At 62.3% G+C, this 23629-nt stretch carries 18 protein-coding genes; 2 read left to right on the top strand and 16 right to left on the bottom strand.

The genetic code is table 11. The features are described 5' to 3' along the window. Window positions 1-5 precede the first annotated feature (5 nt). From AC1RTP_RS11175 to AC1RTP_RS11155, 5 genes are all read right to left on the bottom strand, one after another. Window positions 6-2336: a methyl-accepting chemotaxis protein gene (locus AC1RTP_RS11175; protein WP_498607495.1), complete on the bottom strand. Its 2331-nt coding sequence runs from the start codon at window positions 2334-2336 to the stop codon at window positions 6-8. A gap of 57 nt (window positions 2337-2393) precedes the next feature. Next, the gene (locus tag AC1RTP_RS11170) at window positions 2394-2939 is read right to left on the bottom strand and encodes a chemotaxis protein CheW (protein WP_498607493.1); all 546 of its coding nucleotides are present in this window, start codon (window positions 2937-2939) and stop codon (window positions 2394-2396) included. 3 nt (window positions 2940-2942) lie between these two features. Further along, window positions 2943-3308 carry a response regulator transcription factor gene (locus AC1RTP_RS11165; RefSeq protein ID WP_055929369.1) on the bottom strand — a complete coding sequence of 122 codons (366 nt, stop codon included), beginning with the start codon at window positions 3306-3308 and terminating at the stop codon, window positions 2943-2945. A 25-nt stretch (window positions 3309-3333) separates the two neighbouring features. After that, on the bottom strand, window positions 3334-3720 hold the full coding sequence (locus tag AC1RTP_RS11160) for a response regulator (RefSeq protein WP_498607491.1): 387 nt from the start codon (window positions 3718-3720) through the stop codon (window positions 3334-3336). A 151-nt stretch (window positions 3721-3871) separates the two neighbouring features. Then, window positions 3872-4024, bottom strand: coding sequence for a rubredoxin (locus AC1RTP_RS11155; RefSeq protein ID WP_028104578.1), 153 nt, complete (start codon window positions 4022-4024; stop codon window positions 3872-3874). A 96-nt stretch (window positions 4025-4120) separates the two neighbouring features. Here AC1RTP_RS11155 and thiD point away from each other — a divergent pair, with 96 nt between their 5' ends. Both thiD and hemL read left to right on the top strand, forming a co-directional pair. Beyond that, window positions 4121-4930: a bifunctional hydroxymethylpyrimidine kinase/phosphomethylpyrimidine kinase gene (thiD, locus tag AC1RTP_RS11150; RefSeq protein WP_498607489.1), complete on the top strand. Its 810-nt coding sequence runs from the start codon at window positions 4121-4123 to the stop codon at window positions 4928-4930. Further along, window positions 4927-6210, top strand: coding sequence for a glutamate-1-semialdehyde 2,1-aminomutase (gene hemL / locus AC1RTP_RS11145; protein WP_498607487.1), 1284 nt, complete (start codon window positions 4927-4929; stop codon window positions 6208-6210). Before thiD ends, hemL begins: the two co-directional genes overlap by 4 nt. A gap of 109 nt (window positions 6211-6319) precedes the next feature. On the opposite strand, the gene AC1RTP_RS11140 is transcribed toward hemL, so the two are convergent. The 11 genes from AC1RTP_RS11140 to AC1RTP_RS11090 all read right to left on the bottom strand — a co-directional run bounded on the left by AC1RTP_RS11140 (window position 6320) and on the right by AC1RTP_RS11090 (window position 23561). Beyond that, window positions 6320-8242 (bottom strand): SPFH domain-containing protein, encoded by a 1923-nt coding sequence (locus AC1RTP_RS11140; RefSeq protein ID WP_498607485.1) that lies wholly within the window; start codon window positions 8240-8242, stop codon window positions 6320-6322. Between the two features lie 110 nt (window positions 8243-8352). After that, window positions 8353-10674: a penicillin-binding protein 1C gene (pbpC, locus tag AC1RTP_RS11135; RefSeq protein WP_498607484.1), complete on the bottom strand. Its 2322-nt coding sequence runs from the start codon at window positions 10672-10674 to the stop codon at window positions 8353-8355. Then, entirely contained in the window at window positions 10675-16551 is a 5877-nt protein-coding gene (locus AC1RTP_RS11130) for an alpha-2-macroglobulin family protein (protein WP_498607482.1), read from the bottom strand. It lies immediately after the preceding gene. A 72-nt stretch (window positions 16552-16623) separates the two neighbouring features. Then, window positions 16624-17742 (bottom strand): ATP-binding protein, encoded by a 1119-nt coding sequence (locus tag AC1RTP_RS11125; protein WP_498607480.1) that lies wholly within the window; start codon window positions 17740-17742, stop codon window positions 16624-16626. 223 nt (window positions 17743-17965) lie between these two features. Further along, a complete protein-coding gene (locus AC1RTP_RS11120) occupies window positions 17966-18835 on the bottom strand; it encodes a hypothetical protein (RefSeq protein WP_498607479.1) in 870 nt (289 codons plus the stop codon). 4 nt (window positions 18836-18839) lie between these two features. Continuing rightward, a complete protein-coding gene (locus AC1RTP_RS11115; protein ID WP_498607477.1) occupies window positions 18840-19532 on the bottom strand; it encodes a hypothetical protein in 693 nt (230 codons plus the stop codon). An 80-nt stretch (window positions 19533-19612) separates the two neighbouring features. Next, window positions 19613-20578 carry a magnesium/cobalt transporter CorA gene (gene corA, locus AC1RTP_RS11110; RefSeq protein WP_498607476.1) on the bottom strand — a complete coding sequence of 322 codons (966 nt, stop codon included), beginning with the start codon at window positions 20576-20578 and terminating at the stop codon, window positions 19613-19615. A 211-nt stretch (window positions 20579-20789) separates the two neighbouring features. Further along, complete coding sequence (locus tag AC1RTP_RS11105) at window positions 20790-21164, bottom strand: DUF4124 domain-containing protein (RefSeq protein ID WP_498607474.1); 375 nt, start codon at window positions 21162-21164, stop codon at window positions 20790-20792. Beyond that, window positions 21161-21859 carry a monofunctional biosynthetic peptidoglycan transglycosylase gene (gene mtgA / locus AC1RTP_RS11100; RefSeq protein ID WP_498607472.1) on the bottom strand — a complete coding sequence of 233 codons (699 nt, stop codon included), beginning with the start codon at window positions 21857-21859 and terminating at the stop codon, window positions 21161-21163. The genes AC1RTP_RS11105 and mtgA overlap by 4 nt, the downstream gene beginning before the upstream one ends. Continuing rightward, on the bottom strand, window positions 21856-22677 hold the full coding sequence (aroE, locus tag AC1RTP_RS11095; RefSeq protein WP_498607470.1) for a shikimate dehydrogenase: 822 nt from the start codon (window positions 22675-22677) through the stop codon (window positions 21856-21858). The genes mtgA and aroE overlap by 4 nt, the downstream gene beginning before the upstream one ends. Further along, complete coding sequence (locus tag AC1RTP_RS11090; RefSeq protein WP_498607468.1) at window positions 22677-23561, bottom strand: TonB family protein; 885 nt, start codon at window positions 23559-23561, stop codon at window positions 22677-22679. Before AC1RTP_RS11090 ends, aroE begins: the two co-directional genes overlap by 1 nt. Window positions 23562-23629: the final 68 nt, after the last annotated feature.

The raw sequence follows: 23629 nt of genomic DNA, 5'->3' as shown, positions 1-23629 counted from the left end.
ATTAATTAAGCACTTACTCGGAATCGCGACACGGAGTTCTTCAGCTCCTGCGCCAGGGAGGTCAGTTTGCGAACCGACGTTGCGGTTTGCTGGGTACCGTCCTGGGTTTGCTGCGTCACCTGCAGGATGTGCTGCATATTATGCGCGACGCCGTTTGCCGATGTCGCCTGCTGGCCGGTTGCGTAGGAAATGCCCTGAATCAGTTCCGCCAGGCGGTTCGAAACCTGCGAAATGTCCTGCAGTGCGGTACCCGCCGCGTCGGACAGTTTTGCACCTTCAACCACACCCTGCGTGGATTTTTCCATAGCGGCCACCGCGTCGTGGGTGTCGGTCTGAATAGTCTTCACCAGCGCACCGATCTGCTTCGCCGCTTCAGCGGAACGTTCCGCCAGTCGCTGAACCTCTTCCGCAACCACCGAGAAGCCTCGGCCCGCTTCACCTGCCGATGCCGCCTGGATCGCAGCGTTCAGCGCCAGCACGTTGGTCTGTTCGGTAATGTCGGAAATCAGCTCGGTAATTTCACCAATCTCCTGCGAGGATTCACCCAGACGCTTGATGCGCTTCGAGGTTTCCTGGATCTGCTCACGGATCTCGTCCATACCCTTGATCGCGTTCTGCACCGCGTCCGCACCCTGTCGTGCCGCATCAACCGACTGGCGCGCAACGTCTGCCGACTCTGCCGCGCTACGCGACACGTCGGTAATCTCGTTGGCCATCTTCACAACGGTGTTGGACGCGTCCTGAATCTCTTTCGACTGCGCCGCCGATGCGGTCAGCAGGTCATTGGAAATGCCTTGCGCGTGGGTCGATGCGGACGTAACCTGCTCCGCCGTCACCGTCACACGGCCTACCAGGCCGCGCAGTTCTTCCACGGTGTAGTTAACCGAGTCAGCGATCGCGCCGGTAATGTCTTCCGAAACGGTTGCCTGCACGGTCAAGTCACCGTCCGCCACTTCCTGCAGTTCGTTCATCAGGCGCAAAATTGCGGCCTGGTTCTGCTCGTTAATGGCCTTGGTTTCTTCTTCCTGCTGCTGCGCTTTCTGGCGCATGGTTTCCGCTTCCTGGCGGCGGCGCTCGGAAGCGCGGCCACGATTCTGCGAATCGAGCAGCAGCACACGGCCGATCGCCGCAGCGGAGATCAAGGTCACCACCAGGCCGGCCACCATCAGCCAGAACGAAAGGCCCAGCGAATCCTGCTGCTCACGCAGCTTGCCCTGCAGGGTCGCAAAGCTGGCACGCACGTCTTCGTTCTCGGTAAACAGCAGTCGTTCCGCGCTCTTCGCAGCGGAGAATTTTTCCAGACGGTCCAGAATGAACTTGACCAGCTTGTCGTAGTCCTCGAAGCCTTTCTTCAGGGCTTGCAGGTTTTCGCGGGTTTCGCCATCCTTCACAGAAGGCAGGCCGAGCGAATCGCTGCCGCTCAGGAAACCGTCCACGGTCTGGCGGAACACGGTTGCATCCCGGCCCAACTGGAACGCGGTCTCGGAGGAGGAAATGCCGCCCTCCGTCAGGAAGGTCGATGCACTACGGCTCATGCGCTGGGTCAGCATGCCCAGCTTGCCCAGCGCCGCCAGTTCCTTGGCGCTGCCGCCCTGCTTCAGGCGCGCCGAGGACACTTCCTCGGTCAGCGACAGCAGGTCAGGCGACATGGCGTTCAGCTTTTGCAGTGTCTCGTCCAGACCGGCCAAGTCCCACTTGTATTTGGCGATGGTGGATGCGGCTTTGTCGGAAGCGGTCCACTTCTTGCGGGCGTCGTTCAGCGAAGGCAGCACCGCGCCTGGCGCCGACAGCACCGAGTGGCCGGCGTAGCGGCCGCCGTCGGCCAGCGTCAGCAACGCGCGGTTCAGCTCGTTACGGCTGTCTTCCAGCTGCTTGGTCGCATCCTTATTACCCTTAATCGCGTTAGGCGCCGCCTTACCGATACGCTGCGAGTGCATCAGCACGTCGGAAGCGATCTGGGTACGGGTCGACGCCACGGCGCTGTTGTACGCGTTCCATGCCACGAACACGACCGACAGCAGGATCGAAACACCGAGGGTGGTGGAAAGCAGGCTCAGTTGGCGTGCGCTAGGCAGGTGGCCGATCAGGGGCAGCTTGACGTTGGCCGCAGCCTCGCCCACAGCGCTCGAACGCAGGCGCTCCAGCAAGCCGCGCGTGCCTTCAGCCGCTTCGGCCGTGGCGGCAGTGTTGTCGGCCACTTCAGGCGCAGCAACAGCTTCGGCTACAGCCGCTCCTGGCTGGTCGTATGCCGAATTATTGAAACTGGAAAACTCCGAATTGGAGCCAAGCTCAGGGCTGGTCTCCGGTACGGAGCGCGAGAACAATTTAAATGCCATTACTACGTCCCCCGATCGCTTTCGATATTGTGGCGCCCGCCCCCTGGCGGGTCGCAATTACAGGCCGACTTGCAGGAACCGTGCTTCGCGCACCAGCTCGGTCAGGTCGAGCCTGGTCCACTGCTGCGTTTCACGGTCGTTGAATTGCTGGCTACCCCAGGCAGGTTGCCCGCTGTCCGGTGCTTGCTCCACCATTTCATCCGGGTTGCGCAGGCCAAGCACACGGCCAGCCAGGATTGCGCAATTGAAGCCAAGGTGGGTGGCGAAAGTCACCAGGCGGCTGTCCGGGCTTGGCTGGGTGCCAGCCTCGCCCATGTAGCGCGCCAGGTCGATCACGCCGACCAGGTTGCCGCGGATATTTGCCAGGCCGCGGTACCAGTCCTGCGACAGCGGAACTGCCGTCACGGCCTGGAATGGAACAATTTCACCGACCTGCGTCAGGTCCAGCAGGCAGCGGCGGCCGCCCAGCAGCACGCCCAGTTCGCGGCCGGAATTACCCGTGCCGGCCTTGGCGGCCTGCATGCGTTCAAGCAGCGTAACCTGGTATTGCCGCAGGCGGCTGCGGCGTTCTGCGCCCGACGGCGCCTGCTGTTCGGTCGTCATCGCTTAACCGAGTGCGGCGATCTTGGCCAGCAGCTCGGCTGCGTCGACCGGTTTGACAAGGTAATCCTTGGCGCCCTGGCGGATGCCCCAGATGCGGTCGGTTTCCTGGTTCTTGGACGAGCAGATGATGATCGGCACGTCCTGCAGTTCCGGATCCTTGGCAATGGCGCGGGTAACCTGGAAGCCGTTCTGGCCAGGCATGACCACGTCCATCAGGATCAGCTGCGGTTTGTCGGCCTTGATCTTGGCCATGGCTTCTTCGCCATTTTCTGCGGTGGAGACGGTGAAGCCGCTGCGCACCAGGATATCGGTCAGGTAATAACGCTCGGTTGGGGAGTCGTCTACGATCAGGATTCGTTGAATTGCCATGCTTCTCTCTCTGTATTACGGTGTATTACGCACTGGCAGCCGCAGTGTGCTCTCGCACTGCAGCCAACAGGCTATCTTTTGTGAAGGGTTTGGTCAGGTAGGCAGCCGAACCGACCATGGCGCCGCGCGCACGGTCGAACAAGCCATCCTTGGAGGAGAGCATCAGCACTGGGGTGGAATGGAACTTCGCGCTCTTTTTGATCAGGGCACAAGTCTGGTAACCATCCAGGCGCGGCATCAGGATGTCGCAGAAAATCAACGACGGTTGATGGTCGTTGATCTTGGCCAGCGCATCGAAGCCATCTTCGGCTAAAACCACCTGGTAACCCGCTTGGGTCAGGAAAATTTCTGCGGACCGGCGAATGGTGCTGCTATCGTCGATCACCATGATTTTCAGCGGTGTAGTCGTCATTTCAAATATGTTCACCCTATAGTCTCGCTACGATAGCACAGGGGACAGCCGCTTAGGAGCGTCTGCTGCTTAAAAGAAACACTTATTTATTTGATAGCTTTGAAACACTATTTGAGCAAAATGAAACTCAATTGACAGACTGATAATTTCTTTAGATGGCGACCATCTCGAAATCATCCTTGCGCGCGCCGCATTCAGGACAAGTCCAGTTCATCGGTACATCGGCCCAGCGGGTGCCTGGGGCGATGCCCTCTTCCGGCAAGCCGGCGGCTTCGTCATAAATCCAGCCGCAGATCAGGCACATCCAGCTTTGGAATTCCTGGCTTGGTTCATTGCTGCTCACGTTGAGTCACCTTCTAATAAAGTAAAATGCTGAATTAGGTATCTTAATCTACCCGCCGTGCAAAACCAAACATCTCCCCTGATCCTGACTTTTGGCGTGGCCGATCCGGTCGGCGCGGTTGGCGTGCATGCCGACCTCGCTGTTTTCAACGCCCTCGGATGCCGCGGCCTGTCCGCCACCACCGCCCTGCTGGTCGGTGACAGTGCCCGTGTCGAAGAGCAGCAGCACGTTGACCCCGACTGGGTGGCCGACCAGGCCCGCATGGTGCTGGAAGACGTGCCGGTGCAAGCCTTCAAGATTGGCGCACTGGACCACCTGGAACATGTCTCCACCCTGGCCGAAATCGTCTCCGACTATCCCGACGCGCCCCTGGTGCTCGACCCCTTCGGCAGCCAGCTGCCGCAGCCGAGCGACGAAGACGATCCCGAAGAACTCCTGACCGTTGTGCGCCAGCTGCTCGTGCCGCAAGCCACCCTCTTGATGCTGTCCGAAGTCGAACTGGCGCGCATGGCCGAAACCTGGCGCGACCTGGGCAACGGCGAAACCATGGCCGACGACGCCGAGCACCTGATCGACCTTGGCTGCGAATACGTGCTGGTGACCGGCACCAATGCCGGCAGCGGCCAGCGCGCCAACACCCTGTACAGCGGCGAAGGAGTACTGCGCCACGACAAATGGCAACACCTGCCGGGCCCCTTCGTCGGCGCCGGCGGCACCCTGTCGGCCGCGATTGCCGCCTGCCTGGCGCATGGCATGACCGTGCCGGACGCGGTGGAACGCGCCGAACAATACACTTACCAGACCCTGCTCCATGCCCAACGCTATGGCATGGGCCGTTTTGTCCCCAATCGATTCTTCAAACCATGACCACTTCGAAAAACGACATCCTGTTTGAACGCGCCCAGAAATCCACCCCGGGCGGCGTCAATTCGCCAGTGCGCGCCTTCCGTTCCGTAGGCGGCACGCCGCGCTTCATCACCCGCGCCGAAGGCCCTTATTTCTGGGATGCGGACGGCAAGCGCTATATCGACTACATCGGCTCCTGGGGCCCAGCGATTGTGGGCCACGCCCATCCTGACGTGGTGAGGGCGGTGCAGGAAGCGGCCACGCGCGGCCTGTCTTTCGGCGCACCGACCGAAGCGGAAATCGAGATGGCTGAAGAAATCTGCCGCCTGGTGCCGTCGATCGAACAGGTACGCCTGGTGTCGTCGGGTACCGAAGCGACCATGAGCGCCCTGCGCCTGGCGCGCGGCGCCACCGGCCGCGACAAGATCATCAAATTCGAAGGCTGCTACCACGGCCACGCCGACTCCCTGCTGGTGAAAGCCGGCAGCGGCCTGCTCACCTTCGGCAACCCGACTTCGGCCGGCGTGCCGGAAGACTTCGTGAAGCACACCCTGGTGCTGGACTACAACAACGTGGAAGCGATCCGCGCCGCGTTCGAAGAATACGGCGATGAAATCGCCTGCGTCATCGTGGAACCGGTGGCCGGCAATATGAACCTGATCAAGGGCAGCCCGGAATTCCTGGGCGCGCTGCGCGAGCTGTGCAGCAAGCACGGCGCCATCCTGATCTTCGACGAAGTGATGTGCGGCTTCCGCGTGGGCCTGGGCGGTGCGCAGGAACTGTACGGCATCAAGCCTGACCTGACCGCGCTGGGCAAGGTGATTGGCGGCGGCCTGCCGGTGGCGGCTTTCGGCGGCTCGAAAGAACTGATGTCGAAAATGTCGCCGGTTGGCGCGGTGTACCAGGCCGGCACCCTGTCCGGCAACCCGGTCGCCGTGGCAGCAGGCATGACCACCCTGAAGCTGATCCAGCAGCCCGGCTTCTACCAAGGCCTGGAACGCAGCGCACGCCGCCTGGCTGACGGCCTGACCGCCGCCGCCAAAGAAGCCGGCGTCACCTTCTGCGCCGACGCCGAAGGCGGCATGTTCGGCCTCTACTTCAGCGCCACCCCGCCGAACAACTACGCCGAGATGATGGCGGGCGACCGCGAGAAGTTCAACGTGTTCTTCCACAAGATGCTGGACGAAGGCGTCTACTTCGCCCCGGCAGCGTTTGAAGCCGGCTTCGTCAGCGCCCAGCACGACGACGCCGTGATCGACGCCACCATCGCCGCCGCCAAAAAAGTCTTCGCAACGCTGTAAAGGTTCAGCGCCGCGTCAAGCAAATGTCCACCTTGGGGTCAGGCTCCAAAGTGGACAAGGTAGTTCTTTGTCCACTTCGGTGCCTGACCCCAAGGTGGACATTTGCAGCTTAGGCGGCTGGCTGCTCTTGCTTGAGCTGGCGTGCTGCCATTTCCTTTACGGCCATCGCCATGAAGGCGTCGATCGCGCTGCCGCCTCCCTGACTGCTGCCGCCGACCTGGATTGATGGCACCAGCTGCACCTGGCCTCGTTCAATCGCTTCGGCAAAACGCATCAGCACCGTCTGCTGGAACTGCAGTTCCGGGCCGCCATACGCGGCGACGTTCATCTCCGTCGCCTTAGCCTGCGCCTGGCCAATCGCGGCCACTTGGTAAGCCTCGGCTTCAGCCAGCTTGCGCTTGGCATCGGCGGAACCAGCTGCCATCTGGCGCGCTTCTTCCGCTGCCTTGATCGCTTTCTGCACCGCGGCGGAACCGTTATTCTCGGCGATCTTCACAGCCAGTTCGGACTGGGTGATCGAAGTCTGCTGGCTGGCGCGTGCTTCCGCTTCTCGCAGGATGCGCTCCTGCACCGCCGCCGCTTCCTTGGTCTTGTACGTCTCGAGCTGTTCGCGCGACACCTGGCGTTCACGCAGCTGGCGCAGGATGGTCTCGATCTGCGTGTCGCCTTGTTTGGCGCGCGGCGTACCAATCAGCACTTCGTTCAGCGTCAGGTTATAGCCGCCGAAATTGCGGCGCATTTCATCCTTGGCGCGCTCCTGGATGTCCGAGCGCTCCTGCAGCAGCTCGATCAGCGTCTTGCCCTGGCCGATGTTCTTGAAGTAGGCGGCGACCATCGGGTCGAGCGTCTGCTCCACCAGGCGGCGGATGTCGCCAAAACGCTGAATAACCAACGGCGCCATCTTGTAGTCGATATTCACCACCACCGACAATGGCAGGTCAGGTTCGAACGCATCCTTGGTGATCAGCGAAATCTCCGACAGGCTGCGGTCCAGTTCATGCGAGCCAACCTGGCCGGCTTGCCACTTCAGGATGAAGTTCGTGGTCGGCACTTCGATGACTTTCTTGGCGTATGGATTCAACGCATATTTACCAGGCAGCAGCGGTGTCGCCTGCACGCCCTTCTCGTCGTCGCCGACCAGTTCACCGTGGCGATAGCTATCGCCGGTGAGGTCGTTGCCGGCATTACCCGTATAGGAGACGACCACGCCCACAAAGCCCACAGGCACAATGGTCTTGGCCACAATCTCGTGCGTCGCAAAGCGCGCGTTCAGGTAGTAGGTACCTTCCACCAGCACCTGCAACTGGCGGCCTTTGAAGCCGCCATAATCGATGAAGGCTTCCGGCTCCTGGTAGTCGCGGTGCTCGCCCGCGACTACAGGGGCGACGATGGTACCTTCCGGCAGCGAGCGGCCTTCATGCGTGGTAATCACAGCCAGTTTGTCTTCGCGGATCACCAGCGGGCGGAAACCGCCGCGCGAGGACAAATCTTCCAGCACGCCCGCCAACGAGCCCACTACTTCGCCTTTACCGTTGATATTGCCGTCGCCCGGCAGGCGCAGTGCGTACACGCGGTCTTCGGTCAGCACGACGAACTGCGCCAGGTTGATGGCGTAGGTACCTTCGCGCATGATCTTGCGCTGCAAGCCTTTCTGGCCGCCATTCTCGAGGAAGCTGCGCACGTCGGTGAAATCATTCGCGGCCTTGTTGCAGGCCAGGTTCTGGCTAGGCGCCATCGGCGAGCCGTCACGTGCAAACACATAGGCCAGCGTGCCTTGCTGGATGGTCACCAGGTCGTGGCGATGCACGCGGTACTGGAAGGGGAAGAACAGGTGGAAGCCACCGCGCAGGACTGCAGGCTGGAAGCCGGCTTCGCCGTTCAAAGCGATAAAGCCGCCTTGCACCGAACCGCGTCCCGACCAATTTTTTTCAACGATGCCGATCTTCTCGTTGGGGATGTAAACAATGCAGTTGCTGGCGATGACCAGGATGATCAACAGCACCAGGCCAGCAATCAAATAGTACTGCAACATACGTCGTCCTTTCATAGATAAGCGACGGTTCCAGCTTATCGAGGGACGTATAAAGATGGTGTAAATGTCTTTTACGCGGGTGTAAACGCCGTGTAAACGCTGCGCAAGCCTTATGGCAGCAGATCGATATCAATGTCGCGTGTGTCGGCGTGGCCGTTGCTGTCGGCGACGCGTACCGTGTGGTGACCGGGACCAGACGGCTTCCAGGCGACGGTCTCGCCGGGCGCCGCGCGGCCCACCAGCGCGCCGTCGACGAACCAGAACAATTCACGCACATCGCCTGCAGCCTGCGCCACCAGCAGGATCGGATCGGGATGCGTTGCGCGCAGCACGTGGCGCACGCCGCGCAGCGGTTGCAGGATGCGTGGCGCGCTTTCGCCATCAGAGGCGCCGCAGGCACTGGTATCGCGCAATGGCAGGCCCGCCTGGCGCATCAACTGCTGCACGTCGGACGTCCACGTTTCGACAGTCCTCGCCACGGTGTTCGGGCCCTGCTTGCAAGCCAGCGTTCCCTTGTCCTTGTCGATCCACACCTGGCGGTGCAGCGTGCTGCGCTTGATCGGCGATTTGCCGGCGATGAACCAGGACTGGACCACGCGCGGGCAGGCTTCATCCGGCAAATCGCCGCTGGCGGCGCATACGTCGACCAGGCGCAGGTCCGGCGGCAGCTCGCGCGGCACGGGACCGGGATCGAGCCGCTCAGCACGCAGGGCATCGACGATGCGCAGGAACAGCGGCGCGGCCATGTCGACGCCCACCAGCGCCGGATTGCCGGCGCCATCGAAATTCCCCAGCCAGACCGCCAGTGCATAGCGGCCGAATACGCCCGCAGTCCATGCATCGCGGAAGCCCCAGGAAGTGCCGGTCTTCCATGCAATTACGGGCGATCCGGGAGCTGCAGTATCGGGGCGCGGATTACGGCGCAGCATATCGAGCGTGATGTAGGAAGCCTCTTCGCTAAGCAGGCGGCGTTGCTGCGCCTGGGCCGCCGCACCGCGGTAGGTGACAGGACGCCATTGGCCGCCGTTGGCGAGCATGGCATACATCTGCACCAGCTCCTCCATCGTTACCTCGCCGCCGCCCAGCACCAGTGCCAGGCCGTAATGCTCGCGCGTGTCCAGATGCGCCACGCCGGCTTGCTGCAGGAAGTCGTACAAGTCCGGCCGCGACAGTTTGGCAGCCACCGCGACGGCGGGCACATTGCGGCTGCGGATCAAGGCGTCTTCCGCAGCCAGTGGGCCGACGAAGCGGCCGTCGAAATTCTCCGGCGTGAAAGCGCCGAAGGCGGATGGCGTATCGCGCAGGACCGTCTTCGGATGCAGCAGGCCCTGGTCCAGTCCCAGGCCGTAAATGAAGGGTTTGAGAGTCGACCCGGGCGAACGGCGGCCCAGCGTGCCGTTCACCTGCCCGGCGATTGCGGAGTTGCTGTAATCGGCCGACCCCACCAGCGCCCTCACCTGCATGGTCGACGTATCCACCAGCATGGCGCTGGCGTTGACGACGCCTGTCTCGGCGCGCGAACGCAGGTAATCGCCGATCACGCGCTCCAGCACGCGCTGCGCGCGCAGGTCCAGGCTCGAGTCGATTTCGCCCTGAGTCTCCTGCACTTGCTGCTGTTCGTGCAGCAGCAGGTCGACCAGGTGCGGCGCCAGGAAGGGCATGTTCGCCTTCCCTTCCGTGTGCAGTGGCAGTTGCATATCGGCCTGCCAGCGGCGGTCATCCGGATGACGCTCCTGCCAGACCTGCCACAGGCGCTCACGCGCAGCGCGCAAAGCGCCCGGCGCCTTGTAGCCCACCAACCGCTGGCGCGGGTTCTGCGGAATGACGGCCAGAGCCAGCATCTCCGGCAGCACCAGCGATGCGGCGCTCTTGCGGAAGTAGACCAAGCTGGCCGCTCCCACGCCCTCGACGTTGCCACCGTAGGGCGCGAGGTTCAGATAGGCTTCCAGGATCTCGCGCTTGCTGTAGCGCGCTTCGATCCACAGTGCGGCGCCGGCCTGGCGCAGCTTGCCGCCGATGCTGCGGCTGTCGATGTGGTACAGGCGGCGCGCCAGCTGCATGGTGATGGTGGACCCGCCCTGCCGGCGCGTGCCCGTCGCGCTGGCCCAGGCGCTGCGCACCAGCGCCATCGGGTTGACGCCGGGATGCCAGTAGAACCAACGGTCTTCGTACAACAGCACCGCTTCCGGCAGCGCTGCCGGCATGTCTTGCAGCCGCAAGGGCTGGCGGAACTGCTCGTCCGCCGCCAACGTCAGGCGCAGCAGCTCGCCGCCGCTGGCATGCACCGCGTGCGACCATGGCTGGGCCGCCAGCAGGGGCTCGCGCGGCCATACGCGCAACGTGAGCGGCAGCAGCGCGGCCAACGCACAGACGCCGGCGACGCGGGCGGTGCGCCGCCAGCGGCCAGCCAGGGCGCGCAGGCCTTGCGGCATTTACTTGCGGTCCTTGATCACAAGCTTCGAACCAGCGGAGCGGCCGAACACCTTGCGCTCGTACATCGCTTCGCCGAACGCGCCCGGCACCACGAAATCACCGACGTTGGTAGCACGCACCTTGTAAGTGATCTCGGTCTGGCCGCTGCCCACGTTGCCGAAGATGATGACGCGGTCTTCGCGCATATCGACGTAGTCCACATTCCAGGTCCAGCCCTTGGTGCCGACACGGCGCTGCCACAGCGGCGCGTCGGAATCTTCATCCGAAGGGCTGCTCAGGACCGGTTCCAGGCCACCCGGCAGCACGTCCACCAGCGCCACCTGCTGCACTTCGCGGCGGCCGACTGCGCGCACTCGCACGCGCACCGTCACCTCGTCGCCCAGCGTGACCTCGGACAGCGGCTTGCCGGCGGCATCAACGAACTCGCGAATGATCTCGATACCGTTGGAGGCTGCAGTCACAGGGATATTGCGCTCAAAACCGGTTTCCGCCAGCGAGTAGTACAGCGGCAAACCTCCGCTGCTGCCGATCTTCAGCTTGGCCGCATCGCCCGGCACAGCTGTCTTGGCGATCGCGCTCAAGGCGCCCAGTTCCAACGCTTTTTCCTTACCCTGTCGGTCGATTGCCTTGGCCGTGAGCGTGCCGGCAGCGCCGCTGGCGGCGGCATTGCTGTAGGCATCCACGGCCATCACCACGGAGGCCGACGACAGGCTGCTGTACCAGCCATCACTCAACCAGGCGCCCATGCGGTCGAACGCTTCCGGCGGCAAGTCCCTGAGGCGGTTCGGGAAGTGGCGCGACACCAGGGTCACCAGCGTGGCGTCATGCACCAGCGAGTCGTAATACCAGCCCCAGGTCTTGAAATCATCCTTCTTCGCCAAGCGCGCCAACATATCCTTCCACAGCGGTTCGAGCAACTGGCTCGCCACCTGGTCCTGCTTGAGGATCTGGTAGCTGGCCGCCAGGTAGGCGTTACCGAGGTCGGAATCGGCCACCGGTCCGTTGCGCGCGTCCTTCGGCATCGAACCGCGCAGGTTCACCAGCGCCGCCGTCGTCACCGCACCGCTGCGGGTCAGCAGGTAGACGGCTTGCGCACGGGTGCGCCAGTCGTAGCGGTTATCGCCGCCGCGCGCTACATGGTTCTGCATCCATGCCAGTGCACGCGCCAACATGTCCTCCGGCACCTGCATCTTGTGCTCGCGCGCTTCCAGCAGCATCTGCACCGCGTACACGGTGGCAAACGGATGCGCGGTTTCGCCCGGCGAATACAGGCCGAAACCGCCGTCACCTGTCTGGCGCGAACGCAGCACGGTCAGCGTCCGTTCGAAGGCCTTCTTCGGATCGACAGCCGCGCCGCCGGCGGCCTTTTGCGCTTGCAGCTCTTTGGCGAAGTCCGGGCGGTTAGCCAGCAGCACCGTCGGCGTCATCTGGCTGACGATCTGCTCGGTGCAGCCATATGGGTATTCCTGCAGGTATCGCACCATGCCCGCCGCCATCGACCACGGCGTAGCCGACATCGACAATTCGCTGCGCTGCATCTGAGGATAGAACTGGCCTTGCGTCGCGATCTCGCCGCCGCCCTTGAAGCGTCCGGTCTGCACCAGCGTCACCAGCGCCGAAGCCGGGCGCACCGACAGGTCGGTCGACAGCTTCGCCTTGCGCTCCTGGTACTGGGCGCTGAACACCACGCTGGCCGAACCCAGTTGCGCCTGGGCGCCGCTGCGGGCGCGCACGCGGAAGCGCGCTGTCGCTTCGCCGCCTTCATTGATGGCCAGCGTCAACTGCGCCTTGCCCACCACTTCCAGCGACGGCGCCACTTGGAGCGTCAGCGCCACCGGGGCGCCCTTGCCCGAGCCCTTGATATTGTTCGCCACGCCGATGCCAACTTCGGCCTCGTCGCCCGGCGTCAGCGCCACCGGCACGTTCGGCAGCAGCACGATATCGCCGCGCACCGTGGTCTTGGTGCTGGCTGCGGCAGCCGAATTATCGTCCACCACCACTGCCATCACGCGCAGGCTGCCGTTGAAGTAATCCGGCACCGTGTAGCTGAAATCGCGACCGCCCTTCACGTCCACAATGCCCGACCAGTAAGCCACCGGCTTGTCGCGTTTGCGCTTGAACGGATTGAGGTGTTTACCAGCCTCGCCATCGGCGTCGCCGCCCGGCGCTGCGCCCTGCATCAGTTTGCGGAACTCCGGCAGGATCTGGTCCAGCGTCTGCGCGGTCGTCACTTCGAGCGCGCGCTTCTGGAAGAAGTACTGCAGCGGATCAGGATTCTTGTAGCGCGCCACCTGCAGGATTCCTTCATCCACCGCGAACACCACGGCGCGCACCGGCTTGGCCGAGTCGAGGTGGAATTGCACCGTCTGTCCCGGCTTGACCAGCTCCGGCGCCTTCAGCGTGAACTTGGTGGTGCGCCGATCCAGGCTGGTCGCGAATGGCGCCACGCCGTAACTCAATGGGCTCATGTAGATCTCGTCGGAGGACGGATCACGCGTGAATTGCACCATGACATAGCCGTTGCCGTCGTAGTCCTTCGGCAGCGTGATCTTCTGCACCGAGGCGTTCTTGTCGGCCTTGAACCACTTGTAGGCATAGACCTTGTCGCGCTCAATCGTGATCAGGCCCGAGCCGGTATATGGCGCACGCACGCTGATCTCGATTTCTTCGCCCGGTTGGTAATCCTTCTTGTTCAGCGTCAGTTGCAGTTCGGCGTTCCGGTCCAGGCTGCGCGTCACGTTGCCGGTACCGGCCACGCTGTAGCGGAACTGGGCCAGCGCCGTGCCCTGTGCGTTTTTCAGCACGTAGGTGAAATTGCCCGGCGCATCGGTCGCCGGCGCCAGCTGCACGCCAGCCGCCCCGATCGCGAACGGTTCGGTTTTCAGCAGAACGTCCTTGCCGCGCGACTCGTACTTGAACAAGCCGTTTGGCTGCTTGACCAGCACCGACAGCACGCGGTTTTCATAGCGTTCCAGCGTCAGGCCGGAAACTGCCGTCTTGCGCGCCTTCGGATCGATTGCGATGAGCTGCACATTCCGCACCGCGCCGCGGTTGATGTAATACAGGTCGCCATCGGCCTTGTAGCCGATCAGGTAGGGAGCATCGGACACCAGTGCCTGCACTTCCGCGCTGACGCTGCGGCCGCCTTCCGGCTCGAAGGCCTTGGCCAGCACATGCAGCTGGTAGGTCGCGGACTGGTAGCGATGCAAGCCCAGGTCGAAGCTCGCATCGCCCTTGTCGTCAGTCTTCTGGTCCGAGATGGTGTCGGTGAAGCGTTCCTTGGCGCGCTGAGGATCGTAGAAGCTGAAGCCCGGCCAGGAAGCAAAAGCCGGATAGGCCGGCGTCAGCGTCACCACCGCTTCCACCTTGCGGTCAGGCGCCGGGGTGCCGAACAGGTTCTGTACATTCATCTGCGCCGTCAGCGACTGCGGGCTGACCCAGCCCTCGCCCGCATCGGTCGACAACTTGAGCGCGACCTTGGTGCGGTCCGGCAGGAATTCCTGCACCTTCACCGTGGTGGAGCCAAGGCGCACAGGTTCACCCTGCGCACCGTCGCGCGGCAGGTTCAGGTAGATCGTGTAGTTGCCGGTCGGCGCGCTATCGAGCGTCGGATGCGAAATTTCCGCCATGCCGGCTGCGCCGAGCTTAAGCTTTTCGCGCCGCACGGTCTGGCCGCGGGCATCGACCACTTCGGCCTCCACCGGCAAGTCCTTCAGGTTCTGGCTCCAGTCGCCGCTCTTGACGATGATGCCGGCCTGGATCGTGTCGCCCGGACGGTAGATGCCGCGGTCGGAGAACAGGTAAGCGCGCATCTGGTTCGGCAGGCCGCCGCTGTGCGTGCCGCCGACGTCGAAGCGCGACATGTCCAGCGCACGGTCATTGCGATTGAGCGCCATGAAGGCGGTATCGCCGGCTTTTTTCACTACCAGCAGCACCGCCTGTTTCTCACGCGTGTAGCCGCGCAGGTCAGGCAGGCGCACAGTGCCGCCGGCATCGGTCGCCTGCGTGTGCAGGACCAGGCCGTTGCGGCCCCAGACTTCCACAGTCGCACCGGCTACCGGCGCGCCGCTGCTGATGGACTGCACGTACACCTGCTGCGAGCCATCCAGGGCGCGCTTGCTGACCAGGCCCAGGTCGGTCAGCATGATCAGGCGGCTGTCCGCCATTGCGCTCGGGTCGCCGGCATACTCGCCAGGCTCGCCCTCGCCTTCACCTTCGCCTTCATACTGATTGGTTTGCTGGACTTCCTGCTGGCCATCGTCCGCCTTGGCTGGGTCGTAGCCATTGATCTTGACCAGGAATATACCGCGGCGTTCAGCGCCGTCGGTTTTCAGGTACTCCGAAAAATCAATGGTCTCGAAATGCGTCTTGCCCGGCGCCAGTTTCAACGGCAGCTTCTTCTCGAAGCGCTCGGTCAGGCTGTCCGGCGTCAAACCTTGGTAGAACTGCGGTTTGGCGAAGTTGCCATCGGCGTGCGTGGCGAGGAAATGCAGCTGGTGCGGCAGCACGCGGCCGATCTCGATCTTCACGCCCGGCATATCGCGCACCATGATCGGCAGTTTGCGTTCGCCATTCAGCGCCAGCAGCGCGCCCGTGCCCATGATGGACAACTCGGGTGCGGAGGCTTTCACCTGCAGGATCACGTCGCGCTTCTGCCCCAGCTGATAACCGCCGACAGACTTCATGCCCTGCGCGATGCGCACGAACATAAAGCTGCCCGGTTCGGCCTCGAACTTGAAGGCATGGATCTCGGTGTTGTCGCGCTCCTGCGGCAGCGCCGTCAGCGTCAGGCGCTTGGCCTTTTTCAGCACCGCATCTGTCACTTCGGCCGGATCGTCCCAGCTCTTGGAATCATTGGTGGCCGCCGGCAGCGCCCATGCGCTGACTGCGCGTGCCGCTTCCTTTTCGTTGACCGCCATGCCGGTGGTGATCTGCAGCACGTTCTCCATATCGCCTGTCTCGCCGGTGACGATATGCGTGTCAATCGCCTGCACTTCGAGCCCGAACAGGCCGGGCACCGCCACGGCCTTGGTCATTGCTTCCGGCGTACCGTCGCCGCCGCGCTGGGCTTTTACGCCCGAATCGATGTGCAGCGTTAGCGCAGAAGTATCCTGCGGAATCGCCAGTGGCTCGGACTGGATGGTGGCGCTGACTTTCCACTTATCGTAAGTGAGCGTGAACTTGATCGGCTTGCCGTCCAGGTCCATGTGCAGGCGCTTCTCGAAATCGGCCGGCGCAACCGGGTGTGTGAACCTCACGTCGAACACTCCCTTGCGCAGGTTGAACTGTGTGGGGTCCTGGTAAAACTCGCCGTTCACGATGGGGATCGCAAAGCGCACGGTTTCGAACTCGTATTCCTTTTCCGCCTTCACGTGCGCGGCCAGCGCCTTCGGGCCGAACTTGATCGTGTACTTCTGACCGACCGGCCAATCCTGGGCCGGCTGGAACGCCAGTTCGTGGTCGGTATTCCAGGTCCATTTGCCGGCGATGGCAGGCGACAGCGTCACGTCCGTCGCCTCGCGCCCCACTCGCGACAGCGGCGCGGCCGATGCGGTGAACTCAATGCGCAGCGGCTGCGGCTGGCCATCGTTTTCCAGCTCCGTGCGGCCCGGTGCGAGGATGCGCACGCCGGCATCGCTGGACGCGATCTTGTCCGGATGCAGGTAGGGCAAGCGGCTCTTGATGAAGGGGTAGGTGACCAGGCCGGCCACGACGACGACGACCAGCGCCGCCATCACACGCATATGGCGCCCGGTCCATGCGCGCAGCGGCAACAAGCGCTGCCCGATGCTGCGCAGCCAGCCGGGAGGAGACCAGGACACACTGCCGAAAATGGTGGCGACGACGCGTACGAGCAGATTCCAGATGTGTTTCATCCGGCTCCCCTTTAGACAATTTGATAAGATTGCCGGGGATTCTATCCTTAGCTTGCTATTTCTTCCAGTAAATTAGCCAGAAACAGGAGAGCTGCCAAAGGGCCGCGCGTCCATCGGGATGTCGATCAGGAAGGTAGTACCGAGCGCCACCGAACTGGTGACGATGATGCTGCCGCCATGGCTTTCCGCCACCCGGCGCGCATAAGGCAGCCCGACGCCCCAGCCATCCTTGTTGCACCTGCCGCCACGCGCGCGGCGATACACCTGGAAGATCGATTCCATTTCCTCCGCCGGGATCGGGTCCCCTTCGTTGTGCACCGCCAGCTGCACGCGTAGTTCGTCACTGTTCACCCGCACCACGATCGGCGTTCCAGCCGCCTTGTATTTGATGGCGTTGCCCAGCAGGTTTTCCAGCGCGCGCTGAAGCGACGCCCGGCACCAGAAGCCGACGGCCGATTCGAATTCAACCCGCACTTCTACCCCGCTGCGCTCCTTCTCCTGCTGCGCCACTTCATAGGCCAGCATGGCCATGTCGAATTCTTCGATATGCAGCGGCAGCCGCTCGCCGCCTTCGAACACCATGCAGTCCAGCAGGTCGCGCGTCATATTTTCGATGCGCTGAGCGTTGGCGACGATGCGCTCTGCGAGCCGGCGAATGTCTTCGCTCTGCGCGCGCGTCTCGATCACCTGCGCCGCCACGCTGACATTGGACAGCGGCGTGCGCAAATCATGCGTCAGCGCGGCGATGAATTGTTCGCGCAGGGCCGACTGGATCAGGGCAAACGCGGTCACGCTTTCGCGGATCGCGCTGTCGATCGAGGTAGCCATGGCTTCGCGCTGTTCATGCGTGAGCAGCACGCCGCCTTGGTGCAGCATGCGGAACAGCACCTGGCGGAACAGCTGGTATTCGCGGATCAGGGTGGTGGTGTCGTAGCCGCTCAGGCGCGCCCGCTCGCCGCCATGTTCTTGCGCGATGATGGCTACATCGACCCCGCTGGCCTGGTAGAACTCTTGCGTCAGCAGGCGCGCCAGGTGCTCGTAAAAGGTCGGCAAGGTATTGAGCAAGATCGGGTCGGGCAGGTCGCCGGCCTTGCATAGCGTCTCCCGCGCAGCCTGGCGCCAGGCTTCGATAACCTGGCCGCGCAAGGCCAGCATCGCCTGGGAGGATGGAGACAATGCGACGGCAGTCATGCGTTCCCCCGAAATGTGAATTGTGAATCGAAAGAATGTGACGCCCTTACTTTCGTGTCAAGCTGAGGCAGAACGCTATCCAGTGATTGACAAGTACAAAGCCGCGCAGCAGTGGGCGCGGCAAGGGATAAAGCAGCTGCGGCAAGCCAACCACAGGTTACAAAGCGTTGCGTTATTGCAGCTCACCCGCCCTTAAGGGCGCGGGTGAGATATGTTGCAACGGTTACAGCACTTGCGCCGAGGCCTCACACTCCGGCGCCAGTGCCTCCTTGCGCTTGAGTGGAATCGACATCAGCCAGCCGCGCAGGTTCTTGACCAATGCCCGATCGCAAGTCTCGCTGACCAATTGCGCACGCTCCATCGCTTCCTTTTGCCCCTCAAGGTAGCGGAAAGTTCGCGCGGTTGCAGCGCCCGATGGCGGGGCCAAAGCGTGCTGGCGCACGATTTCGACGGAATGGCGGAACAACTGGGCGCTTTCATCTCTAAGCGCCTTGCCCGCATCGCCCTGCCAATGCGCGACCTGGTCTGCGTCATCGCTGGCTCGCGACACCACACGCACAGTATTCTGGTAAATCGGCTGGTCGCCGCTGGCGACATTGAATACTGACACGGTGTTATCGAGAATCAGCGCACTGCGGTCCTGGGTCATATAAAACACGGGTGAGCTGACGATCACCACGCCCGCGGGCTTGGAGTCGTCCGGCAGCAGCGGCAGATTGGCCTCTGCCGGCAGCGCCAGTCCCGCCAGGTCGCCCTGGTGGAAGCCATTGAGCACATCCTGGAACGGCAGCAGTACTTTGTCGGCCTCCAGCTCCAACTTGCTCTTCTCACCGCTGCGCGTCCCGTTGACGATCACTGCGTGGGTCGCAATTCCGACCAGCAGGCCAGCGAGGCCCAAGCCATTCGTTGGATACATCATCCCGCCTGCGCCCTGTCCCGCCTTATCGAGATTGAGTTGACCGCGGAAATCGACCTTCTGTTGCGCAGGCATGCGCAACGACCAGGTCTGCTCGGCTGGCGCCGCGTCGGCAGCCTGGGCCGCGCAATGGCATGCCAATAGCGCGGCCAGCGCTAGCTGTCGAAGTCCGGTCATGGACTTAATTCGCCAATGGCTTCAGGATGGCGTCACGCGTTTCTTCCACTGCTTGGAAGTACGCATTGCTCAACCCTGGGAATGACGGTGCCTCATCCCATGCCCCTTGGGCACTTTTTTGGGTGAGCAGCGGCAAGTACCAGTCGTAAGAATTGTCTTTCAGGTTGACGAGGTAGCTGCTGCCACTGACCACGCCCTTAGGATCGCTGACGGGAACGTAGGCGGAATAAAAACGGACGATACCGACCTGATTCAGGTCGACTACCAGCAGCTTGTCGAGCTGATACTTGGACTTTACGGAACTGAAGTCCTTGCGCGCCGCATTTGGCACGCTGCTGGAGGCGGACGGCAAGTCGGCAACGTTCAGGTCGCCATCAATCAGCACCGGTACCATGCCTTTCTTGGCCAGCGCTTCGGCGACATCCGCCTTCAGACGCAGCAGGTCGTCGGCCGACAAGGTTTGGGTGTGGGCCGTCAGAGAAGAGTTGGCCACCGACGCTGCGGCCATGCACAGCAAGCAGCCAGCACCAGGGAAATTGGTGTCCACTTTAGGCAGCTTGGTCATGGCGACCCCGACGCGAGCGCCCTTCTCGACGAATACTTTGGACGACAGGGCAACCGGGGATTGAGGCGGGGTAGCGCAGCCAGTGAGGAATGCCAAGGCGGCAGCCGCAACGAAGGCGAAGCGGAAGTTCATGCTATTTCCTTATTGTAAAAGTAAGGACTGGATCTTACTTCCGGCAATAAGTGGTTGGCAAATAAATATTATTACTTGAGTTAACGCAACCAACCGCGGCGGCGGAAATACAACAATGGCGCGGCGGCGCTGACCACCATCAGGCCCCAGGCCCAGCCATAGCCCAACTGCCATTTCAGCTCCGGGATGAAATCGAAGTTCATGCCGTACACCGACGCAATCAGGGTCGGCGGCAGGAAGGCGACCGACGCCACCGAGAAGATCTTGATGATCTTATTCTGGTTAATGTTGATGAAGCCGACGGTGGCATCCATCAGGAAGTTGATCTTATCGAACAGGAAGGAGGTGTGGCCATCCAGCGATTCAATGTCGCGCAAGATCTGGCGCGCTTCCTCGAACTGCTCGGAATTGAGCAGGCGGCCTCGCATCAGGAAGGACACTGCACGGCGCGTGTCCATCATGTTGCGGCGGATACGGCCGTTCAAGTCTTCCTCGTGCGCGATGGCGCTCAGGGCGTCGGCTGCGTCCTTGTCGGTGAACTCTTCCTGCAGCACGCGGCCGGAGACTTCTTCCAGGTTCTGGTAGATACCTTCCAGCGCATCCGCCGAATACTCGGCGTCGGTGGCGTACAGGTCCAGCAGCACGTCCATGTAGTCGGCGATCGAGCCGGGGCGCGAACGGGCGCGCATGCGCACCAGGCGGAACACAGGCAGGTCGTCGGTATGGACCGAGAACAGCATTTTCTTGGCGAGGATGAACGCCACCGTCACCACGCGCGACGGGCCTTCATCTTCTTCCAGCAGGAAATCGGTGCGCAGGTGGAGGTCGCCGTTTTCCGCCTCGTAGTAACGGGCGGAGGCTTCGATGTCCTTGACCTCGTCTTCACCAGGCAGGATCACGCCGTAGATGGATTTAACCCAGGCGCGTTCGTCTTCTGTCGGATCAGTCAGGTCGACCCAGACCGGTGCCGCTTGCTCAAGGTCTTCGCGCGTCTCAATAGGCACCTGGTTGAGCCGGCCATTTTGTAAAACGAAAACATTAATCATAGGCAATCTCAGCCGGACAGGGGTGTAGAGCGCGGGTTCTAAAAAACTTCGCAAGTGTACCCGCAAAGGGGGGCGAGGTGCCAGTCCCGTTGATGCATTTTTTTAAACCGGCAAACCGGTAACCCGGTGTCCGACCCGCAGGGTCAGACACCAGCTGGCGGCGGCCGCATGCCAGTGTCTGACCCTGCGGGTCAGACACTGTGTTACCGGTTTATTGTGTCGCGCGCTGAATCGCGCGATCCGAAGCCGTCGGCTGCGCCTCAGGCGCCGGCTTCGGCGGCGGCTTGGGCGCCTCGAATCCCTTCGAATCGTGGATTTCGATCACTTTGCCCTGGTCCGCGCAGTCGGTATTTGAAATCACAGTCTTGCCGTTGATGACACATTTGCGCATCGGCGCTGGCGGGGCCGCCTGCGACACCACCGGCGCGGCCACCTCCCTAGCCTTGGCGCCGACCTTGTCCAGCCCCTCGGCAAACAGGTTGCGCTCTTTACTCATCGAGATCAGCGCAAACACCGCCGCCGCCCCCAGCAAGCCCATGACGACAACCACCGCCACCAGGCTGACTCCTGATTGATATTTTTTCAAGGCAGCTCCGCCGAATTCATTCGTTGCATGATCACCCCCGCACGTCGCGCCAGATAGGACGAGTCGCGATGGGCGTCGAAATATTTTGGCCGTGGCAGCATGACAGCCAGCCGCGCCGCCTGCTCCGGTCCAAGCTTGGAAGCCGGAATCCGGTAATAGTAGCGCGCAGCAGCCTCCGCGCCATAAATACCGCGGCCAAACTCCGCCACATTCAGGTAAATTTCGAAGATGCGGCGCTTATCCATCAGCATCTCCAGCATATAGGTGATGATCAGCTCCTGCCCCTTTCGCAGGTAGCTGCGCGAACCGGAGAGGAACAGGTTCTTGGCCAGTTGCTGGGTGATGGTCGAACCGCCGTGGATCTTCTTGCCCTTCTTCTTTTCCTGGTTATGCTCGTAGGCCTTTTGCAGCGCCTCCCAGTCCACACCCTCATGTTCGGCGAAGTTCGCGTCTTCGGACGCGATCACCGCCCGCTTCAAGTTGGCAGAGATCGCCGCGTACGGCACCCACATCTGCTTGACCCGCGCCTTCGGATCCGTCTCCTGCATGGCTGCCTGTTGCTCGCGCATGAAGGCCGTCATAGTCGGATTATGGTCAACCCACCACCAGATCTGCACAAAGAAATACAACTGCACCGCGAGGAAAATCGCGATCGGTACAATGAAAAACCACTTCAGCTTTTTGAGCTTGTTCATAGCTTGGCGCGCAGGTGCGCCAGGACTTCGCTTGTTTGAGGACGAACGCCGCGCCATACCTCGAACGCTTCGGCGGCTTGCTCGACCAGCATGCCCAGGCCGTCGCGGGCGATGGCGCCATGGCTGGAGGCGAACTCCATGAAGACGGTCGGCTTGGCGCCGTACATCATGTCCAGCGCCAGCGCGCCGGGTGCGAAGGCGGTTGCCGGCACTGGCGGCAGGTCGGCGCTCAGGCTGGCCGAGGTGGCGTTGACGATGACGTCGAAGGCGCCAGCCACTTCAGCAAAGCCGCAGGCGGACAAGACGCCCGGCCCGGCCAGTGCGCCAAACTGCTCGACCAGCGCTTGCGCAGTGGCGACGGTGCGGTTGGCGATCACCAGTGCGGCGGGACGGTGTTCCAGGATCGGCAGCACCACGCCGCGCGCGGCGCCGCCGGCGCCCAGCAGCAGCACGCGCTTGCCGGCCAGCGGCACGCCGGCGTTTTGCACGATGTCGGCGACCAGGCCAGCGCCATCGGTGTTGTCGCCGGTGATGCTGCCGTCTTCGCCGAAGACCAGGGTGTTGACGGCGCCAGCTGCCTGCGCGCGCACGGTCAGCGCCGTCGCCAGCTTGTGCGCTTCCAGCTTGAACGGCACAGTGACATTGGCGCCCTTGCCGCCGACGGCAATGAATGCTTGCACGGCTGCGCCGAAGCCATCCAGCGGCGCCAGCCACTTCTCATAGTTCAAGGACTGGCCGGTCTGGGCGGCATAGGCAGCGTGGATTTCCGGCGATTTGCTGTGGGCAATCGGGTTGCCGAAGACGCAGTACTTATCCATTATTGAATGCCGCCGGTCAGGTCGGCTTCCATCTTTTCTTCGCGGGTGAACTTGAAGGTGGTGATGATGACCCACAGGTCGTCACGGTCATGCGACAGCATATTCGGCGGGAATTTGCCGAACGGGGCGGCCCGCCGCACGATATTGATGGCCGCGGCATCCAGCGCCGGGTTGCCCGAACTGCGCTCGATGCGGATGCCGCCATCCTTCATATAAATCGTGCCGTCCATGAAGATCGGGATGTACAGCACCAATTGGCCGTACATCTTCTTGCCGCTCATCTGCGGGAAATTCAGGGTACCGATTTCTTCCACGCGGCGCTGGAAGGTCTTGTAGTACATGGCGTAGCCCACTTCCTTGGTGCTTGGAGAAAGGAAGGTTTTCTTCGGGCGCTTGTTCTGGTCTTCGATGGTCTGCGTGATTTCAGCCATGCTGCGCGCCATCGCCTTGCTGCTTTCGATCAGGTCGGCGCCGCTGCGGGTTGGGTCGGCCTGATTCTTGTCCGTTACCGGCGGGGCGGAAAGGGGACTCTTCTTCGCCTGGGTCAGCAGGTTTTTCTGGCGTTCTTCCAGCTCTTTTATATAGCGCTGTGCGGCCTGGATGTTCTCGCCCGTTTCCATGCGGCGCATGTCCGGCAGCGGGGATTTGGCGCGGCCGGCATCGGCATTGCCGCCGCCATCGAGATTGGCTTGCGCCAGCGCGTCAGCCTTCAGCGGCTTGGAGGCGTGCTTGGCGTTGACCAGGATGACTTCCAGGCCAGGATCGGTTGGTTCAACCTTGAAGGCCTTGGGAGCGACGAAATGCACCATCAGCGCCACGGCGTGGACCGCCACCGAAAGGGTGGAAGCAATGACAAGGAACTGGTTTTCTTTGAAATACTTCACGCGCTGAATTCTAAAATGATGCTTTTGAGAATCTTGGATTCTACGACAAAACCCGGAAATACTGGGTC

It is taken from the genome of Pseudoduganella sp. GW821-FHT11H04 (assembly GCF_058807935.1).
The sequence above is the reverse complement of the archived record's forward strand: the minus strand, read 5'-3'. Positions and strand labels throughout refer to the sequence as shown.

What these genes read in the sequence shown, in the direction of transcription:
- AC1RTP_RS11140 (WP_498607485.1), bottom strand. Translation starts at nt 8,242, where the DNA reads ATGTTGCAGTACTATTTGATTGCTGGCCTGGTGCTGTTGATCATCCTG.
- corA (WP_498607476.1), bottom strand. Translation starts at nt 20,578, where the DNA reads ATGATTAATGTTTTCGTTTTACAAAATGGCCGGCTCAACCAGGTGCCT.
- AC1RTP_RS11115 (WP_498607477.1), bottom strand. Translation starts at nt 19,532, where the DNA reads ATGAACTTCCGCTTCGCCTTCGTTGCGGCTGCCGCCTTGGCATTCCTC.
- AC1RTP_RS11170 (WP_498607493.1), bottom strand. Translation starts at nt 2,939, where the DNA reads ATGACGACCGAACAGCAGGCGCCGTCGGGCGCAGAACGCCGCAGCCGC.
- AC1RTP_RS11155 (WP_028104578.1), bottom strand. Translation starts at nt 4,024, where the DNA reads ATGTGCCTGATCTGCGGCTGGATTTATGACGAAGCCGCCGGCTTGCCG.
- AC1RTP_RS11160 (WP_498607491.1), bottom strand. Translation starts at nt 3,720, where the DNA reads ATGACGACTACACCGCTGAAAATCATGGTGATCGACGATAGCAGCACC.
- AC1RTP_RS11125 (WP_498607480.1), bottom strand. Translation starts at nt 17,742, where the DNA reads ATGACTGCCGTCGCATTGTCTCCATCCTCCCAGGCGATGCTGGCCTTG.
- AC1RTP_RS11175 (WP_498607495.1), bottom strand. Translation starts at nt 2,336, where the DNA reads ATGGCATTTAAATTGTTCTCGCGCTCCGTACCGGAGACCAGCCCTGAG.
- AC1RTP_RS11165 (WP_055929369.1), bottom strand. Translation starts at nt 3,308, where the DNA reads ATGGCAATTCAACGAATCCTGATCGTAGACGACTCCCCAACCGAGCGT.
- pbpC (WP_498607484.1), bottom strand. Translation starts at nt 10,674, where the DNA reads ATGCCGCAAGGCCTGCGCGCCCTGGCTGGCCGCTGGCGGCGCACCGCC.
- hemL (WP_498607487.1), top strand. Translation starts at nt 4,927, where the DNA reads ATGACCACTTCGAAAAACGACATCCTGTTTGAACGCGCCCAGAAATCC.
- aroE (WP_498607470.1), bottom strand. Translation starts at nt 22,677, where the DNA reads ATGGATAAGTACTGCGTCTTCGGCAACCCGATTGCCCACAGCAAATCG.
- mtgA (WP_498607472.1), bottom strand. Translation starts at nt 21,859, where the DNA reads ATGAACAAGCTCAAAAAGCTGAAGTGGTTTTTCATTGTACCGATCGCG.
- AC1RTP_RS11130 (WP_498607482.1), bottom strand. Translation starts at nt 16,551, where the DNA reads ATGAAACACATCTGGAATCTGCTCGTACGCGTCGTCGCCACCATTTTC.
- AC1RTP_RS11120 (WP_498607479.1), bottom strand. Translation starts at nt 18,835, where the DNA reads ATGACCGGACTTCGACAGCTAGCGCTGGCCGCGCTATTGGCATGCCAT.